This is a genomic window from Arthrobacter sp. P1_B11, from assembly GCF_056406715.1.
Genome location: NZ_JBFTZQ010000001.1, coordinates 107,195 through 123,983, shown reverse-complemented (window position 1 = coordinate 123,983; position 16,789 = coordinate 107,195). Strand labels below are relative to the sequence as shown.

Sequence of the window (16,789 nt, the reverse complement as noted above, 5' to 3'; positions counted from 1 at the left end):
GGTGTTGGCCTAAGCCGCACGGCTGGTGAGACTATGGGACGGTGAACGACGCAGAAAACACCCAAAACTCCGCTTCCCAGCCTCTCGAAGAGCGGGTCAACAACCGCTCGCAGCGGCCCAGTTCCGAGGCTTTCAAGGCATTCATGGCCAGCAACTGGGCGCCGTCTCCGCAGGTGACCCCCGCGCGCGACGCCGTGGCAGGCCACGCAGCGAGAAGGCGCAGGGCCATCTCCGACCAGTTCAACGGTGAACGCCTGGTAGTGCCCGCCGGTCCCCTGAAGGTCCGCTCCAACGATTGCGACTACCGCTTCCGGCCGCACTCCGGCTTCGCACACCTGACGGGGCTGGGCCTGGACCATGAGCCCGACGCGGTGCTCATTTTCGAGCCCGTCGAGGACGGCACCGGGGACGACGGCGGCAATCACCGTGCGACTCTCTACTTCCGCCCGCTGGCCGGACGGGACACCGAGCATTTCTACGCCGACTCGCGGTCCGGTGAGTTCTGGATCGGCGCCCGCCCCACGCTGGCAGAGTTCGAGGCACGCCTCGGCCTCCCGGCGGCCCATATCGACGAACTCGAGACGGCCATCACCAAGAATGTTGGCGCCCCTGAAATCGGCGGCATTTCGATCCGCCTGGTGCGCAAGGTCGACGAGAACATTGACGCTCTCGTGGACACTGCCCGCTACAACACCGCCAAGGACCCTGACAACCTGGACCTCGGCGTGCTGGACGCCCTCGACGAGAAGCTGTCCGAAGCCCTTTCCGAGCTCCGCCTGACCAAGGATGAGTGGGAAGTCGAGCAGATGCAGATCGCCGTGGCCGCCACGGTGGAAGGCTTTGCTGAAGTGGTCAAGGCGCTGCCCCGTGCCCTGACCCACTTCCGCGGTGAGCGCGTGGTGGAGGGTGCCTTCTTCGCCCGCGCCCGGGAAGAAGGCAACGAACTCGGCTACGACACTATTGCAGCCTCCGGCAACAACGCCACCGTGCTGCACTGGACCCGGAACACCGGCAAAATCAACGCAGGGGAACTCCTGCTGCTGGACGCCGGCGTGGAGGCCGACTCCCTCTACACAGCAGACATCACCCGCACGCTGCCGGCCAACGGCACCTTCTCCGATGTCCAGCGCAAGGTCTACGAGGCCGTGCTGGACGCCGCCGACGCCGGATTTGCGGCCGCGCAGATCGGCACGAAGTTCCGGGACATCCACACTGCCGCCACCACCGTCCTCGCGGAACGGCTTGCCGAATGGGGCCTCCTTCCCGTACCGGTCGAGGAAGCAATCAGCGACGAGGGGCAGCAGCACCGCCGCTGGATGCCGCACGGCACCAGCCACCACCTGGGCCTGGACGTCCACGACTGCGCGCAGGCCAAGCGGGAGCTCTACCTGGACGGCGTGCTGGCCGAAGGCATGATCTTCACCATCGAACCTGGCCTGTACTTCAAGAATGAGGACATCGGCATCCCCGAGGAGTACCGCGGGATCGGCGTCCGCATCGAGGACGACATCCTGATGACCGCCGACGGCCCCGTCAACCTCAGCGCCGCGCTCCCCCGCACGGCCGACGACGTCGAAGCCTGGATGGCTGGCATCTGGCAGGAAGTCAACGGCAAGGGTTAACCGGAGCGGGCTCTTGCGGGAGTCCAGCCTCTACAAACGAGGCAAGCCTCTACAAGAAAAAGGGAGGGCAACCGGATTTCTCCGGTGGCCCTCCCTTTCCGTCTCACCTGGGGGGCTCGCCTGTCGCTAACGCTGCGGCTCGTCCTTGCTTTGCGCCGGCTGGTTGGCATCGTTCACGCGCACGCCGTACTGCGGGCGGCCGTCAGGCAGGTCAGGGTAGCGGACAGCCGCAGGCCGCTGGCCGGCGCGCAGCGCGGCGTCCGGGGTTTCGGCGGCTTCCGGGGCTTGGCTATGCTGGCCCTGCCGGCCCTCGACGGCCCCATACAGGGGTGCAACCGGTGCGCCGTGCGCCTGGGCACCGGGAGCCTGGGAACCCCGAGTTTGGGAGTCCTGGAGGTCATGCCCCTGGGCATCCTGCGTCCGCTGGCCGTAGGGGTCGTTCCAGCCGGCCGGCCGCTGGGGCGCCTGGCCCTGGTAGGGGCCCTGCTGGCCGGACTGCGGAGGCTGGCCGGGCTGCTGGGGCTGGCCGGGCTGCTGGAAAGGCTCGTTCTGGTACTCACGCTGGGTGTCGCTCGGCGGCGCAGTGTAGCTCGACGGCGCAGCGCCGGCGGTGGCGTCGGACGGTGTCATAGGCAGCTGCTGCAGCAGCCGGCGCGCCTCGTGGGCGGCTTCGAAGGACACCACGACGTCGTAGTTGCTGGCCAACACCTGGCTGGTGGACGTGAAGTCACGCTTGCCCCGCTGCATCGCGTACGTGACGATGCCGAAGAGCATGAAGAAAGCGGCGCCCATCAGGACCGAACTGATGATGGAGAACGTTCCGCCGGCCGGTGTGAAGAAGGAGAGCATGACGCCGACGAAGAGGCCGAACCACATGCCGCTCAGTGCACCCGACAATGCCACCCGCGGGTAGCTGAGCCGGCCTGTCACCCGCTCCACCATCTTGAGCTCGTTGCCGACGATGGACACCATGTGCACCGGGAACTGCTGGTCCGCCAGGTAGTCGACAGCCTTTTGGGCGTCCAGGTAGGAGGTATAGCGGCCGACGGTATCCCCGGTGGGGACAGTCCGGGACTCGTCGGAGCCGTTGGGGACACCAGCCTTGGGAGCACCAAAAATGTTTGACATACACCCATTCTTGCCCATAAGGATGTGCGCGGGCTGAAATTCAGCTAAAAGTGAGCAGACTCGGTAGCCTGTAGAGGTGAGCACACATCTATCGCGCGTGTTTGTTGCGCGCCTCCTGGGACTGGACGTCTTCGACCCGCTGGGCGACCGTCTGGGGCGGCTGCGCGACGTCGTGGTGCTCTCACGCGGAACCCGCGGCGCCCCGCACGTGGTGGGCATCGTCGTCGAAGTCCCGGGCAAGAAGCGCGTCTTCGTTCCCATGACCCGCATTACGTCCATCGACCAGACGCAGGTCATCTGCACCGGGCTGGTCAACCTTCGCCGCTTCGAACAGCGGGGTGCAGAGACCCTCGTGGTTGCGGAGATGTTCGACCGCCGCGTCACCCTTCGCGACGGCAGCGGCGACGCCACGATCGAGGACATTGCGATGGACCAGCACCGCTCGGGTGACTGGTTCGTCAGCAAACTGTTCGTCCGCCGCGGCCATTCCCTGGCCCCCCTCAGCCGGCTCCGGAGGAACGAAACCATGATCATCGACTGGGCGGACGCCCACCAGGGCGCCAAGACGGAGCCCCAGGCTGCAACCCAGTTCGTTGCCAACCACGAGGACCTCAAGCCCGCCGACTTCGCCGAGGCCTTGCAGGAGATGAGCGACAAGCGGCGGTTCGAAGTGGCCAGCGAGCTGCAGGACGAACGCCTCGCCGACGTCCTGCAGGAACTGCCGGAAGACGACCAGGTGGAGATCCTCTCCGCCCTCGACGTCCAGCGGGCCGCCGACGTCCTGGAGGAAATGGATCCCGACGACGCCGCCGACCTCCTCGGCGAGCTCCCGACCGCCCAGGCTGAGGAGCTGCTGCAGCTGATGGAACCGGAAGGCGCAGAAGACGTCCGGCGCCTGCTCGAATACGACGAGGACACGGCCGGCGGCCTCATGACCCCCGTTCCTGTCATCCTGCCGCCCGAGGCCACGGTGGCAGAGGCACTCGCCCACGTCCGCCGCGAAGAGCTGTCGCCTGCCCTGGCATCCTCCATCTTCATTGCCCGGCCCCCGCTGGAAACCCCCACCGGCCGCTTCCTGGGCGTCGTCCACATCCAGCAGCTGCTGCGCTTCCCGCCGTTCGAACCGCTCGGCAATCTGGTGGACAAGAACCTCGAGCCGCTCTCGGACCAGGCCCACATCAGCGAAGTGGCACGCACGCTTGCAACCTACAACTTGAACTCCCTTCCGGTGGTCAACCAGGCCGGCCGGCTGGTGGGCGCCGTGACTGTTGACGACGTCCTCGACCATCTGTTGCCGGATGACTGGCGGGCAAATGACGGCGAAGCTCCGATCAGAAGGCTTGGAGGCCGCATTGGCTGAAAACACTGCAAAGGGCGCCGTTCCGCGGTCACCAGGCAAGGCAGCGGGCAAGGGCAGCCTGGACACGCCCCTGAGCGGCCGCCAGCGCATCTTACCCAAGTTTTCGCCGGACCCGGACGCTTTTGGCCACGCCACAGAGGGCTTCGCCCGTTTCATGGGAACCCCGCAGTTCCTGCTGTATATGACGGTGTTTTGCCTGTTCTGGCTGGCCTGGAATACTTTCGCGCCCGCCGCCTGGCAGTTCGACAAGGTGGAGCTCGGCTTCACCCTCCTGACGCTGATGCTCTCACTGCAGGCCTCGTACGCCGCACCGCTGCTGCTGCTGGCCCAGAACCGGCAGGACGACCGTGACCGCGTCTCTCTCCAGCAGGACCGCCAGCGCGCGGAACGCAACCTGTCCGACACCGAGTACCTGACCCGGGAGCTGGCGTCGCTGCGGATCGCGCTGCGGGAAGTGGCCACGCGCGACTACGTCCGGGCTGAACTGCGGAGCCTTCTGGAGGACCTGCTGGAAGCCCAGGAGGAGCTCCGGACCCACGATCCTTCCGGTCCCGGCAGCCATGAGTCGCCGCGCGAACTCGTCAGGGAAAAACTCAAGGAAAAGCGGGAGCGGCAGCGCAATCCGCGGACCCAACAGATACCCAAGGTCAAGTCGGACAAGCCCCGCCAGGGCCGGTCATCCCAGCCGCGCCCCACCTCCCCGGAAAGCTGAGCATCCACAGCATGAGCACCACCCTCGCCGCGGCAGTCAACGCTGCCCTGGCAACCGTCATCGATCCGGAACTGCGCCGTCCCATCACGGAACTCGGCATGGTGGATTCCGTTGACATCTCCGACGACGGCGCGGTGCACCTCTCCGTGCTGCTCACCATTGCCGGTTGCCCTCTCCGGGACACGATCACCAGAGATTCTGAGGCAGCACTGCTTGACGTTCCCGGCGTCACGGGCGTCGACGTCGAACTGAAGGTCATGACCCAGGCCCAGCGCGATTCCCTGAAGGAGCAGCTCCGCGGGCCCGGCGGCCAGCGCGGAATCCCGTTCAACCAGCCCGGGTCGCTGACCAAAGTGTTCGCCGTGGCCAGCGGCAAGGGCGGGGTGGGCAAGTCCTCAGTCACCGTGAACCTGGCCTGCTCCCTGGCTGCCCAAGGGCTGCGCGTGGGAATCGTGGACGCGGATGTCTACGGCTTTTCCGTACCTGCCCTGATGGGCATCACCCAGGCACCCACGCGGGTGGACGACATGATCCTCCCGCCGGTGGCGTACGGCGTGAAAGTCATTTCCATCGGCATGTTCGTCACTGGCAACCAGCCGGTTGCATGGCGCGGGCCGATGCTGCACCGTGCACTGGAGCAGTTCCTCACCGACGTCTACTTCGGCGACCTCGACGCCCTCTTCCTGGACCTGCCTCCGGGTACCGGGGACATCGCCATATCGGTTGCGCAGTTGCTTCCCAAGGCCGAGATCCTCGTGGTCACCACTCCCCAGGCGGCCGCAGCGGACGTCGCCGAACGCGCCGGGGCGATCGCCACCCAGACCGGGCAGACGGTGGCCGGCGTCATCGAGAACATGTCGTACATGGAGATGCCCGACGGCGGGCGGATGGAGCTGTTCGGAAGCGGTGGCGGGCAGCTGCTCAGCGAACGGCTGAGTGCCGCCACCGGCACGGACGTGCCGCTGCTCGGCCAGATACCGCTCGACATACTCCTGCGCGAAGGCGGGGACTCCGGCAGGCCCATCGTGCTCGGCCGCCCGGAAACACCGGCAGCAGCCGCTCTGTCCGGCATCGCCGGGAAACTTGCGGCCAGGCCGCGGGGACTTACCGGAATCTCACTGGGCCTGCAACCCAAGTAACCGAACGCCTGGCGGGCGGTGTAAGGCGCCCTAGGTGGCTTCCGTGTCGAAAGGTGCGGCTTCGCCGTCGGGCAACCGTTCCAGGACGTGACCGGGCCGCGAGTCGGGCACCGGCTCCACTGCCTCGGAAACGGCAGCCGTTGTGGCAGCCGTACCGCTGAGCGGCGCTCCGGGGCTGACGGGCTTCGTGTCGTCGTCGAGCAGTGCTTCCTTGATGATGCGGCGAGGATCGTACTGGCGCGGATCGTACTTCTTCCAGTCGACCTCATCGATGTCGATGCCGACTTCTTCCTTGATCTGTTCCCGCGCGCCGGACGCCATCCGGCGCACTTCGCGCACAAGGTTGGTCAGCTTCTGGGTGTATTCGGGCAGCCTTTGGGGGCCGATCACCAGAATGCCGATGAGCAGCAGAAGTAAGAACTCCGGGCCATTGATTCCAAACACTTTAGGAAGATTACCCTCTCCGGGGAGGCGCTGACGATTTCGCCACCGTCACGGCGGCCGGGAGTTGTGTCACTGCGCCAGGTGTTCGGTCATCTTGCCCACCTGCCGGGCTATTCTGCGCAGCCCGCGTTCCAGCCGTTCCACAACGGATTCGCTGCCGGAACCGCCCGGGGACGCCTCGGCGGCGGCGTCCGCCGCAATCCCCGGCTCCCCCGTTCCCTGGCTTACGGTGGCACCGGCCACCGCCAACGCCGGGACGGCGTCATCCGCGGCGTTCGCCGGCAGGTCCGAGACGTACGTGAACGTGGTCCGGCCTGTCTGGTAGATGGCGCTCCACGGGGCGGACACCCTGATCCAGAGCCTGCCGCCAACGGCTTTGCCGGCGTCAACGGCCACGAATCCGTCCTGACCGGCGGCGTGCCCCGTCAGGGGGTTGAGCGGAACATCCGGCGCTGCCGTGGCTGCCGGCGCCGCTCCGCTGCCGGCAGCTGTGCCGGAGTGCTGTTCAAGGACGGTGGCTGTGTGCCGTCCGTCCGAGAGGCGCACTTCAACACCCGGGTGGCCGGCGAAAACCTTTGACGTGGCCGAGACGATGTGGAAGCCCATGGCCTGCAGGTCAGGACAGGCCCATCCGTGGGTGCGCAGGGCGGCCACCCTGGGGTCAGCCGACGGGCCCCCGCCGGCGGCAGCTTCCGCCGGGCTCCCGGCCTGTCCCGAGAAGGTCGCCGCCCCGTATTGCCGCGGCTCCCCCGCAGAGATGTAGGCACCGGCCACAACCGTGCCTGCGGCCAGCACGGCCACCCCTCCAGCCAGGCCGGCCAGCTTCAAGGGGGCCGTCCGAGGCGCCGGCGCGGCAGGCGCCATGGCGAGCTGCTGCGTCCGGAGCAGCAGCCGTGCCGTCAGTTCATCGCTGGCCGCGGGGACGGCAGCATCGCGGAGCTTTTCAAGGTACTGGCGCTGTCGGCGGAGTGCAGCGGCGCATTCGCTGCACTGGCGGACATGGTCGGGCGTGCCCGGATGCTGCCTCCCTGCCCCGGGCAGGGAGGCAGACAATTTCCTGAGGTCCTCCAGCAAGCGGTTCAGTTGACGCATGGCGCCGATCAGAGAACTCCGGCGATGCGGGGCATCTTGAGCCGCGGCTTGCGCGACTGCTGGGGACGCGGATCGCGGTGGGCAAGCTTTTCCCGCAGCATGGTCCGGCCACGGTGGATTCGCGAGCGCACTGTCCCCAGCTTCACGCCCAAGGCCTCGGCAACCTCGTCGTAGGACAGGCCCTCCAGGTCACACAGCACCACGGCGGCACGGAAGTCCGGCGGGAGCTCCTCCAAGGCGGCCTGGACGTCGAGGTCCAGGTTGTTGTGCTCGAAGCTTTGCTCAGGGCCCGGCTCCCGTCCCGGCAAGCGTGATTCGGCGTCCTCCGCCAGCGCGTCGAAGCGGATCCGGCTCTTGCGCCGGGCCTGGTCGAGAAACAGGTTCGTGGTGATCCGGTGCAGCCAGCCGTCCAATGTTCCCGGCTTGAAATTCTCCAGGGAGCGGAAGACCCGGACGAACACCTCCTGAGTGAGGTCCTCGGCGTCGTACTTGTTGCCGGTAAGACGGTACGCAAGCCGGTAGACCTTGGCAGAATGGTTGGTCACCACTTCTTCCCAGGTGGGCCTGACCCAGTCAGCCCCCGGTTCTTCAACTGCAGGGACAGGTGCCACAACTGATCCTGACATCGTCCACTCCCCTCGTGGATGTACTAACGCCTGATGCGATTTACATCATTGGTTCGGCGCCGATCACCACTTGGATGAGCGGATACTTATCATGTCAAATTTGGCTGGGAATTTCCTGACTGTGGGGCCCCCTTTAGCCGTGGGCGCAATGAACGCGGAGCGGTGGCAGCGGGGACGTCCAGCAATGGCATGCCGGGCCCTCTTCAGGGCCCCGATGGGGGGCACGGAGACGTCGGCTCCGGCTGCCCGCACGGAAGTAGCCGCCATCACAGCCGGCCCCGCCGTCACCTTCCGGCGGCACACCGCCGGACACAGTACGCTGTAAGAAACATCCCCCCTGCCGCCCAGAAAGCGAAACACATGAGCGCCGACAAGTCCACGAGCTGGTCCTACGCAGAAGATCTGCCTGCCGAGGATGAGGTCCTGCTGCGTGCCAGGGAACGCTCCTTCGAACTGGGTGTGACGCCTATCGGCCGGGGCGTCGGGGCCGTGCTGACTGTTCTGGCTGCGGCGTCGAAGGCGCAGACCGCCGTCGAAATCGGCACGGGCGCGGGCGTCTCCGGCGTCTGCCTCCTTCGCGGGCTCGGGCCGCAGGCCGTGCTGACCACCATCGACGTGGATGTCGAACACCTCAAGGCAGCACGCGAGGCCTTCCAGGAATCCGGCAGCCCGGCGAACCGGACACGAACCATTTCCGGCCGGGCCGGGGATGTTCTGCCAAGGCTGACTGACGCTGCCTACGACCTCGTTTTCATCGACGGGGACAAGCCCAGCTTCCCCCGCTACGTGGAGCAGGCCGTGCGCCTGCTCAAGTCCGGCGGTCTCCTCATCGTCAACGACGCTCTGGACAAGGACCGCGTGTCCAACCCCGCCGCCCGAGACTCCACCACTGTGGTGCTGCGGCAGGTGGGCAAGGCCGTCCGCGACGACGACCGGCTGGCCTCCGCCATGCTGCCCACCGGTGACGGGCTGCTGGTAGCGGTTAAGAAGTAAGGCCGGATGTTTCTTCGTTAAAGACGAAACGATCGTTGCAACTCCCAAAATCTCGGGGGTTGCAACGACCGCCAGAACCCAAGCCTTCCGGCTGCAGGCCCTGCGTGGCAATCTATTCGGTAACGCCTACGAGGCATTCCTTGAGGTTGGCCGCCTCAGCAGCATTGAGTTCGACCACGAGCCGACCTCCGCCTTCGAGCGGCACACGCATAATCAGGCTGCGGCCCTCCTTGGTTACTTCCATAGGGCCGTCGCCGGTGCGTGGTTTCATAGCCGCCATGAGGAAATTCCCCTCCAATAGTCCCAGGACTGAGCAGCCCGGCCGGGCTGAGTCCGCATGATCAAACAAGCCGCTATGGCGGCCCGTTCGGCAGCCGCCATGACTGAACGCTTCGAATGCTTTTGTCCTTGCTTACCCCCTATTATCCTGTAATTACCCGTCTGTAGCTAATCGATGGACATTCGATGCGGCTGGACGATAACCCGCGTGCCGACTCTGGGCCGGCATCGATCTCACGGCGGGTAGTCGCCTCCGCCTGGCAGTTGGGCCCACGCCCACAACCACACCACCCACACGATCTGTAGCAGGACGAACATGGTGATAACGGCCCCGCGGTAGGCGCGCGACCTTGAGACCATCGCCGCTCCCAACGCGAGCGGGAACAGCGGCAGCAGCATGCGGAAGGTGCTGGTCTGCGGATGCAGGAATACCAGCAGATACCCCATGTAGCAGGCGCACCACAGTCTGAGTTCCGTACCGAGTTGCAGCACAGGCCTGGACATCATGAGCAGCGCGAACGCAGCGACGAAAATGAACGGCGCCGCCAGGCCCAGCACCGGCCCGAACAGCAGCACGCCGGTGTCGAACCACGGTTTGACAGGCACCAGGTCGTGCCCGCGCCAGACAGTTTCGGTCTTGGTGTAGGCCTCAATGTCGCCCGTTGTTATCCAGGCGATGGCAGGCCACAGGAGCGCTGCTGCCCCACTGGCGGCGGTCAGCACAGCCAAGGACCACAGTTCCCTGGGGCTATGCACGCGCGGTGCAGGTTCAGGGACCGCGACGCCCTTGCTTCGGCCGAGGATCCATACCTCCGCCGCCCGGTACAGGAAAAGAATCCCGGCCATCGCGGCAAAGGGTACCCCCGTGGGCCGGGAGAGGCACATCGCCAGGACCACCGGGATGGCCCAGATGTACTGCCTCCGGAGCACGAGCAGCAGGGCCGAGGCCAGCAGGAGGATGTTCAGGGATTCCGCATAAGGAACCTGGAGCACCGGGGAAACCGGAAACGCGGCAAAGAACGCAACGGCCCACAGGGCCGGCCCGTGTTCCGTCCGGCGACGGAAAAGGGCGTAGACCACCACAGACGCGGCGAGGCCGGCGAGCATCGCAATGACCGTGAGGGAGGCCGCGGGGCTGATACCCGTGGCAGCCGTGAGAGTCCGCGCCAGTACCGGGAACAGCGGATAGAACGCCCAGGTGTTTTCCTTGACGCTCCCGGCGCCGTCCACCGGCAGCTCCGACGGATAGCCATTCGCGATGACCTCGCCGTACCAGCGGGCATCCCAGATATTGATGAAGTTCCAATAGTCGGGTTTCGCCGGGAACCACGGATTGACCCCCTGGTGCAGCGCCGCCGACATGAAGATGCCGGCGCTGACCAGCCGGGCCGCCATGTAGATCACCATCACCTGGACCCACCACGGCCAGCGCGCGGCCCCTGCCGACAGCCGCGCCGTGGCCAGGCCGATCGTGCTGGCGGCGGCAGAACCGGTCAAGACCTGTCCTCGGCAGCAGTAAGGTCGTCGGCTGCGGGCCTTTCCTCAGCGGTGGCACGGGCCACGGCCGCAACGCCGGTGCCGTCGATACGGAGGCGGGCACGCAGCCGCTCGATTTCTGCGTCCTTGACTGCAAGCTGATCGCGGAGTTCATCGAGCACCTGGTCTACCTGGTCCATCCGGTAGCCCCGTAGCCCAAGGGCGAACCGCACGTGGTCGACATCGGCCGGCTTGGCGTCAGCCGGCAGCAAGACCGGCGGCAGGGAAGGTACAGGCTCATCGAAGCCGTCGTCAATCAGCCGGCCGCCCGGGCGGCTCTTCCGCAAAATGCCGGCCCCGATGTCTGTCCCGATGACGGCGGTGATGCCAATCAGGACTATGGCAAGGAAGACGAGGAAGAAACTCACATCACCCATCGTGCCAGACCACGGTCCCGCCGCTACTCAGGCCGCTGGTCCCCGTTGGTTGAGGGCGGGCGGACGTGGCCGTGGAGGACGAGGTTGACGGCCTCTTCGGGGTCGTCCACCACCTGCACCAGATCCAGGTCTTTCTCGGACACCATGCCTTCGGCGACCAGGGTGCCCTTGATCCATTCGATCATGGGCCCCCAGAACGACGAGCTCAGGAGAACGATGGGGAAGGAGGTCACCTTCTGCGTCTGGACCAGGACCATGGCCTCGAAGAGCTCATCAAGGGTGCCGAGTCCCCCTGGCAGGACGATGAAGCCCTGTGCGTATTTCACGAACATGGTCTTCCGCGCGAAGAAGTACCGGAAGTTGATGCCGAGGTCCACCCATTGGTTCAGGCCCTGCTCGAACGGCAACTCGATGCCCAGGCCGACGGAGACGCCATTGCCTTCCACAGCTCCCCGGTTGGCGGCCTCCATGGATCCCGGTCCGCCTCCGGTGATGACAGCGACGCCGGCCTCCGCCAGTTTGCGTCCCACTTCAACGCCCATTTCGTAGAACACGCTGCCCGGCTTGGTGCGCGCCGAGCCGAAGACGCTGACCGCCTGTCCCAGGTCAGAGAGTGCCCCGAAGCCTTCAACGAATTCGCTCTGGATCCGCATCACCCGCCACGGGTCGGTATGGATGAAGTGGCCCGGCCCCTTGGTATCGAGCAGCCGCTGATCCGACATCTCCACGGCAGCCTGTTTGCGGCGGAGCTCGAGGGGCCCCTTGCGGCGCGGCTGGACGGATTTAGACGGATCTGCGTTGATGCTCATCATCCAAGGCTAACCTGCCGCTGAACTGCAGGTATCTCTTGAATTACGATCAGCAGGAAGTCGGAGTGATTGCGGTCATAAGTCGCTGATGTTCGCTAGATTCTTCTTATGACTACTCAAGTGCCCGGCAATGCGCTCGTCTCCCTGAATGCCGTGAACAAGCATTACGGCCAGCTGCATGTTCTGAAGGACATCAATCTCCACGTCCGCAAGGGCGAGGTCGTGGTGGTCATCGGGCCTTCAGGCTCGGGCAAGTCCACGCTGTGCCGCGCCATCAACCGCCTCGAAACGATTGACGACGGCGACATCTCGATTGACGGCAAGATGCTGCCCGAGGAAGGCAAGGAGCTCGCGAGCCTTCGCGCCGACGTCGGGATGGTTTTCCAGTCCTTTAACCTGTTCGCCCACAAAACCATCCTCGAGAACGTGACGCTCGGACCCATTAAGGTCAAGGGCGTCGCCAAGGCTGAGGCGGACAAGGAAGCCATGGCCCTCCTGGAACGTGTCGGCGTCGGCCATCAGGCACCGAAGCTGCCGGCCCAGCTCTCCGGTGGCCAGCAGCAGCGCGTGGCCATCGCCCGCGCTCTGGCAATGAAGCCGAAGGTCATGCTGTTCGACGAGCCGACTTCGGCGCTGGACCCGGAAATGATCAACGAAGTCCTTGACGTCATGATCCAGCTGGCCAAGGAAGGCATGACCATGATCGTGGTGACCCATGAAATGGGGTTTGCCCGCAAGGCCGCCGACCGTGTGGTGTTCATGGCGGACGGCCAGATCGTGGAGGATGCCACGCCGGAAGAGTTCTTCAACAATCCGAAGAGCAGCCGTGCCAAGGATTTCCTGTCCAAGCTCCTCACTCACTGAACCCCCGAGTTCGCACCCAGGCCGTCTTCGGCGGCCGCCCAATGAAAGGAATGTCATGAAGGCATTTTTGACCCGAAGGAAATCCCTTCTGGTAGCAGCATCCGCAGCCTTGGCGCTGACCCTGAGTGCCTGCGGTGGTGGCGGCACCGGCGGCGGCACCAACCCCACGCCCGTCGAGAAGCCCAGTTTTGCCGCCGGCTCCACCATGGAAAAGCTCGCTTCTGCCGGCAAGATCACCATTGGCACCAAGTTTGACCAGCCGCTGTTCGGCCAGAAGGGCCTGGACGGCAAGCCCGTGGGCTTCGACGTGGAAATCGGCAAGCTCATCGCAGCCAAGCTGGGAATCCCCGCCGACAAGATCGAGTGGGTTGAAACGGTTTCCGCCAACCGCGAGCAGTTCATCAAGCAGGGCAAGGTGGATCTGATCGTTGCGACGTACACCATCAACGACAAGCGCAAAAAAGAAGTCAGCTTTGCCGGCCCGTACTACGAGGCAGGCCAGGCCCTCATGGTGAACAAGGACAACACGACCATCACCAAGCCTGAGGACGTAAAGGGCAAGAATGTCTGCTCCGTGACCGGCTCCACTCCCGCGGCCACGATCGTGGAGAAGTACGGCGCAGTCCTGGTGCCGGCCGCAACCTACTCCGCTTGCCTCGAGCCGCTGCGCAACAAGCAGGTGGAAGCCGTCACCACCGACAACGCCATCCTGGCCGGTTTCGTCAACAAGGAACCGGACGCCTTCAAGCTGGCATCCGAGGAGACCTTCACCAAGGAGCCCTACGGCATCGGCCTGAAGCTGGATGACACCGAATTCCGCAACTGGATCAATGACCAGCTGGAAAGCTTCGCCAAGGACGGGTCCTACAAGAAGGCCTGGGAAGGCACGGCCGGCGCCGTCATCAAGACGGCACCGGAACTTCCCGCCATCGACCGCTACTAGAACGGGCCTGGCGGTCACCGGCTGCCGGAAATCTTTCCGGCAGCCGGTGACCCCGCTCCCGTCTACCGCACATCCCCACAAACGCAGCTGAAGGATCCTATGGACGTCATCATTGAAAGCCTCCCGCAGTACTGGGACGGCTTTCTCAGAACCCTGTTCCTGGCCGTCGTTTCCGGCATCATTGCCTTGGTGGTGGGCACGCTCCTGGCCGCCGCCCGGGTATCACCGGTGACGGCCCTCCGCGGATTCAGCATGGCCTACGTGGAGGTGGTGCGAAACACTCCGCTGACCATCGCCTTCTTTTTCGCCGCGGTCGTTTTGCCCCGGCTTGGCGTCACGTTCCAGCAGTTCGAAATCGCGGCCATCATCGCGCTGAGCGCCTACACCTCGGCGTTCATTGCCGAGGCAGTGCGCTCGGGCGTCAACAGTGTCCCGGTGGGCCAGGCTGAGGCTGCGCGCAGCATCGGCATGAAATTCAGCCAGGTGCTGTCCCTCATCATCCTGCCCCAGGCGCTCCGCACAGTGATCCCGCCCATGATCAACATCCTGATCGCGCTCGTCAAGAACTCCTCCGTGGCCGGCGCTTTCTACGTGCTTGAGCTGTTTGGCTACGGCAAACAACTGGCGAACGAACACGGCGATGCGGTCATGTGGGTACTCGTGGGCGTTGCCTTCTTCTATCTCCTGATCACCGTGCCGCTGGGCTACGTGGCTCACCAGGTCGAACGAAAGGTGGCGATTGCACGATGACTTCTGTTCTCTACGACGTCCCGGGCCCCAAAGCCCGCAGAGTTTCCCTGATCGGCTCGATCATCGGCGTGGTGGTCATCGGCGCCCTTCTCGCCCTTGCCCTCGTCACACTTGCCCAGCAGGGAATCTTCCAGGCGCAACGGTGGGCGATCTTTGGCCAGGCGGACGTCTGGTCGCTGATCTTCAACGGCATCGGTGCAACATTGAGCGCCGCCGCGATCGCGGCAGTGATCGCCTTCCCGCTGGGACTCCTGCTCTGCCTCATGCGCATTTCCGATGTAGCCTGGATCCGGGTTCCCACAAGAATCGTGCTGGAGTTCCTCCGCGGCATGCCCGTGGTGCTGATGATGCTGTTCGTCCTGCTCGTGTTCGCCACAAGTTCGTTCATTGCCGTGGTGGCCGGGCTGGTGCTCTACAACGCGGCCATCTTCGCCGAGATCATCCGCGCCGGCATCCAGTCCCTTCCCAAGGGCCAGCGCGAGGCCGGCCTGGCGATCGGCCTGACCAGCTTCCAGTCACGGCTGAGCGTCGAACTCCCGCAGGCCATCCGGCGCATGCTCCCGTCCCTCGTGGCTCAGCTCGTCGTCCTGCTGAAGGACACCTCCCTGGGCTACATCGTTGCGTACGGCGAACTGCTCCGCGCGGTGCAGGTCATGGCGGACTTCCTCGGCCCGCAGTTCCTGTTCCCCGTGTTCTTCGTGGCTGCAGCGATCTACATCGCCATCAACCTTGCGGTGTCCCGCCTGGCCATCTGGATTGAGCGTCGCGGGTCCAAGAAGGCGGCCGGCGGCGTGGCGAAAGCTCCCACCGCCGGGGTGTCCACCATCGTGAAGTAGGCCCCCGGGCACGTTGACTGCAAACGACAGAAGGTCCGCAACCATCCCGGTTGCGGACCTTCTGTCATTACGGGCTGCTGTCCTGCGGCGTCAGGCCAGCCAGTTCTGCAGCGCACGGAGGCAGGCACGGATGGCCTCGGCCTCAACGTGCTCGTTGTCCTTGTGCGCCAGCAGCGGATCGCCGGGGCCGAAGTTCACCGCCGGGACTCCCAGCTCACTGAAACGCGCGACGTCGGTCCACCCGTATTTGGGTTTGGGCTCGGCTCCGACTGCGGCCACAAAGGACGCGGCGGCCGGGTGGTTCAGCCCGGGCCGGGCGCCTGCCGCGGCGTCGGTGCGGACCACATCGAATCCCTCCAGCAGCCCGCGCACATGTGCCTCAGCCTGGTCAGGTGACTTGTCCGGCGCGAAGCGGTAGTTGATCTCCACCACGCAGCGGTCCGGAATGACGTTGCCCGCGGTACCGCCATGGATTTTCACGGCGTTAAGGCTTTCGCGGTACTCCAGGCCGTCCACGTTGATGGTCTGCGGGCTGTACGCCGCAAGCCGTTGCAGGATGGGCGCAGCGGCGTGGATGGCGTTGCTTCCCATCCAGGCACGCGCTGAATGGGCGGCTTCCCCGAGTGTCGTAGCCTCAAGCCGCATGGTGCCGTTGCAGCCTCCCTCCACGGTGCCGTCCGTCGGCTCCAGCAGGATGGCAAAGTCGCCCTTGAGCAGGTCCCCGTGGTTCCGCACCAGTCTGCCCAGGCCGCTTTTGACGGCTTCCACTTCCTCGTGGTCGTAAAAGACGAAGGTGACGTCCTTGGACGGCGACGCGCCGCCGTCCAACATGGATGCCGCAAGCGCAAGCTGGACGGCGACGCCGCCCTTCATGTCCGTGGCTCCGCGGCCGTAGAGGACGCCGTCGCCAGGAATGCCCGATGGCCAGGTGGACGGGACAGTTCCCAGGGAGCCGTCCGTCACCGGCAACGGCACCGTATCCAGGTGCCCCGCGAGGATGACTCGCTCAGGGCGGCCGAGGGACGTGCGGGCGATGATGGAATCCCCGTCCCGGATTAGCTCAAGGCCAGGGAGCTGCCGGAGGGCCAGCTCGACGGCGTCGGCAAGCTCAGCTTCGTTGCCCGACACGCTGTTGATGTCGAGCAGCTTGGCGGTCAGCAGGGCAACGTCCTGGCGCAGGTCGAGGGTTACGGGGGCAGTTTCGGCAATCATCATCCAACTCTATCTCCCGGGCCCTGCCCGGTCGGGCAGCAGCAAATCCTCCATGTTGGCTACTTAA

18 protein-coding genes are annotated in these 16,789 nt (G+C 65.3%); 9 read left to right on the top strand and 9 right to left on the bottom strand.

The window, feature by feature from the left end:
- Positions 1–41 precede the first annotated feature (41 nt).
- Positions 42–1,622, top strand: a complete 1,581-nt coding sequence (locus AC1D14_RS00575; protein WP_476967923.1) for an aminopeptidase P family protein — start codon at positions 42–44, stop codon at positions 1,620–1,622.
- A 126-nt stretch (positions 1,623–1,748) separates the two neighbouring features.
- On the opposite strand, the gene AC1D14_RS00570 is transcribed toward AC1D14_RS00575, so the two are convergent.
- Positions 1,749–2,750, bottom strand: coding sequence for a YflT domain-containing protein (locus AC1D14_RS00570; RefSeq protein WP_476967922.1), 1,002 nt, complete (start codon positions 2,748–2,750; stop codon positions 1,749–1,751).
- 76 nt (positions 2,751–2,826) lie between these two features.
- Here AC1D14_RS00570 and AC1D14_RS00565 point away from each other — a divergent pair, with 76 nt between their 5' ends.
- From AC1D14_RS00565 to AC1D14_RS00555, 3 genes are read left to right on the top strand one after another with little or no spacing between them, the layout of a single operon-like run.
- Positions 2,827–4,110: a magnesium transporter MgtE N-terminal domain-containing protein gene (locus AC1D14_RS00565; protein WP_230119064.1), complete on the top strand. Its 1,284-nt coding sequence runs from the start codon at positions 2,827–2,829 to the stop codon at positions 4,108–4,110.
- Positions 4,064–4,822 (top strand): DUF1003 domain-containing protein, encoded by a 759-nt coding sequence (locus tag AC1D14_RS00560; protein ID WP_476874573.1) that lies wholly within the window; start codon positions 4,064–4,066, stop codon positions 4,820–4,822. Before AC1D14_RS00565 ends, AC1D14_RS00560 begins: the two co-directional genes overlap by 47 nt.
- An 11-nt stretch (positions 4,823–4,833) precedes the next feature.
- Entirely contained in the window at positions 4,834–5,961 is a 1,128-nt protein-coding gene (locus AC1D14_RS00555; protein WP_230119062.1) for an Mrp/NBP35 family ATP-binding protein, read from the top strand.
- Positions 5,962–5,991: 30 nt separating this feature from the next.
- On the opposite strand, the gene AC1D14_RS00550 is transcribed toward AC1D14_RS00555, so the two are convergent.
- The 3 genes from AC1D14_RS00550 to sigE form a co-directional block, all read right to left on the bottom strand.
- On the bottom strand, positions 5,992–6,405 hold the full coding sequence (locus AC1D14_RS00550) for a twin-arginine translocase TatA/TatE family subunit (RefSeq protein WP_230119061.1): 414 nt from the start codon (positions 6,403–6,405) through the stop codon (positions 5,992–5,994).
- Between the two features lie 69 nt (positions 6,406–6,474).
- Complete coding sequence (locus tag AC1D14_RS00545) at positions 6,475–7,497, bottom strand: anti-sigma factor (protein ID WP_230119060.1); 1,023 nt, start codon at positions 7,495–7,497, stop codon at positions 6,475–6,477.
- Between the two features lie 8 nt (positions 7,498–7,505).
- Positions 7,506–8,123 (bottom strand): RNA polymerase sigma factor SigE, encoded by a 618-nt coding sequence (sigE, locus tag AC1D14_RS00540; RefSeq protein ID WP_230119059.1) that lies wholly within the window; start codon positions 8,121–8,123, stop codon positions 7,506–7,508.
- Positions 8,124–8,483: 360 nt separating this feature from the next.
- Here sigE and AC1D14_RS00535 point away from each other — a divergent pair, with 360 nt between their 5' ends.
- Positions 8,484–9,116, top strand: coding sequence for an O-methyltransferase (locus AC1D14_RS00535; protein ID WP_230119058.1), 633 nt, complete (start codon positions 8,484–8,486; stop codon positions 9,114–9,116).
- A 112-nt stretch (positions 9,117–9,228) separates the two neighbouring features.
- Here AC1D14_RS00535 and AC1D14_RS00530 read toward each other — a convergent pair whose 3' ends face one another.
- The 4 genes from AC1D14_RS00530 to AC1D14_RS00515 all read right to left on the bottom strand — a co-directional run bounded on the left by AC1D14_RS00530 (position 9,229) and on the right by AC1D14_RS00515 (position 12,117).
- Positions 9,229–9,396, bottom strand: a complete 168-nt coding sequence (locus AC1D14_RS00530) for a DUF3117 domain-containing protein (RefSeq protein ID WP_009357720.1) — start codon at positions 9,394–9,396, stop codon at positions 9,229–9,231.
- 233 nt (positions 9,397–9,629) lie between these two features.
- Entirely contained in the window at positions 9,630–10,802 is a 1,173-nt protein-coding gene (locus tag AC1D14_RS00525; RefSeq protein ID WP_230119109.1) for a hypothetical protein, read from the bottom strand.
- Between the two features lie 86 nt (positions 10,803–10,888).
- Positions 10,889–11,308 (bottom strand): DivIVA domain-containing protein, encoded by a 420-nt coding sequence (locus AC1D14_RS00520; RefSeq protein ID WP_476880744.1) that lies wholly within the window; start codon positions 11,306–11,308, stop codon positions 10,889–10,891.
- 23 nt (positions 11,309–11,331) lie between these two features.
- A complete protein-coding gene (locus AC1D14_RS00515) occupies positions 11,332–12,117 on the bottom strand; it encodes an LOG family protein (RefSeq protein WP_230119056.1) in 786 nt (261 codons plus the stop codon).
- 108 nt (positions 12,118–12,225) lie between these two features.
- Here AC1D14_RS00515 and AC1D14_RS00510 point away from each other — a divergent pair, with 108 nt between their 5' ends.
- From AC1D14_RS00510 to AC1D14_RS00495, 4 genes are all read left to right on the top strand, one after another.
- Entirely contained in the window at positions 12,226–12,981 is a 756-nt protein-coding gene (locus tag AC1D14_RS00510) for an amino acid ABC transporter ATP-binding protein (protein WP_230119055.1), read from the top strand.
- A gap of 55 nt (positions 12,982–13,036) precedes the next feature.
- Complete coding sequence (locus AC1D14_RS00505; RefSeq protein WP_230119054.1) at positions 13,037–13,924, top strand: glutamate ABC transporter substrate-binding protein; 888 nt, start codon at positions 13,037–13,039, stop codon at positions 13,922–13,924.
- A gap of 99 nt (positions 13,925–14,023) precedes the next feature.
- Positions 14,024–14,674 (top strand): amino acid ABC transporter permease, encoded by a 651-nt coding sequence (locus tag AC1D14_RS00500; RefSeq protein WP_230119053.1) that lies wholly within the window; start codon positions 14,024–14,026, stop codon positions 14,672–14,674.
- A complete protein-coding gene (locus tag AC1D14_RS00495) occupies positions 14,671–15,510 on the top strand; it encodes an amino acid ABC transporter permease (protein ID WP_230119052.1) in 840 nt (279 codons plus the stop codon). The genes AC1D14_RS00500 and AC1D14_RS00495 overlap by 4 nt, the downstream gene beginning before the upstream one ends.
- A gap of 90 nt (positions 15,511–15,600) precedes the next feature.
- On the opposite strand, the gene dapE is transcribed toward AC1D14_RS00495, so the two are convergent.
- Positions 15,601–16,722: a succinyl-diaminopimelate desuccinylase gene (gene dapE / locus AC1D14_RS00490; protein WP_230119051.1), complete on the bottom strand. Its 1,122-nt coding sequence runs from the start codon at positions 16,720–16,722 to the stop codon at positions 15,601–15,603.
- Positions 16,723–16,789 lie beyond the last annotated feature (67 nt).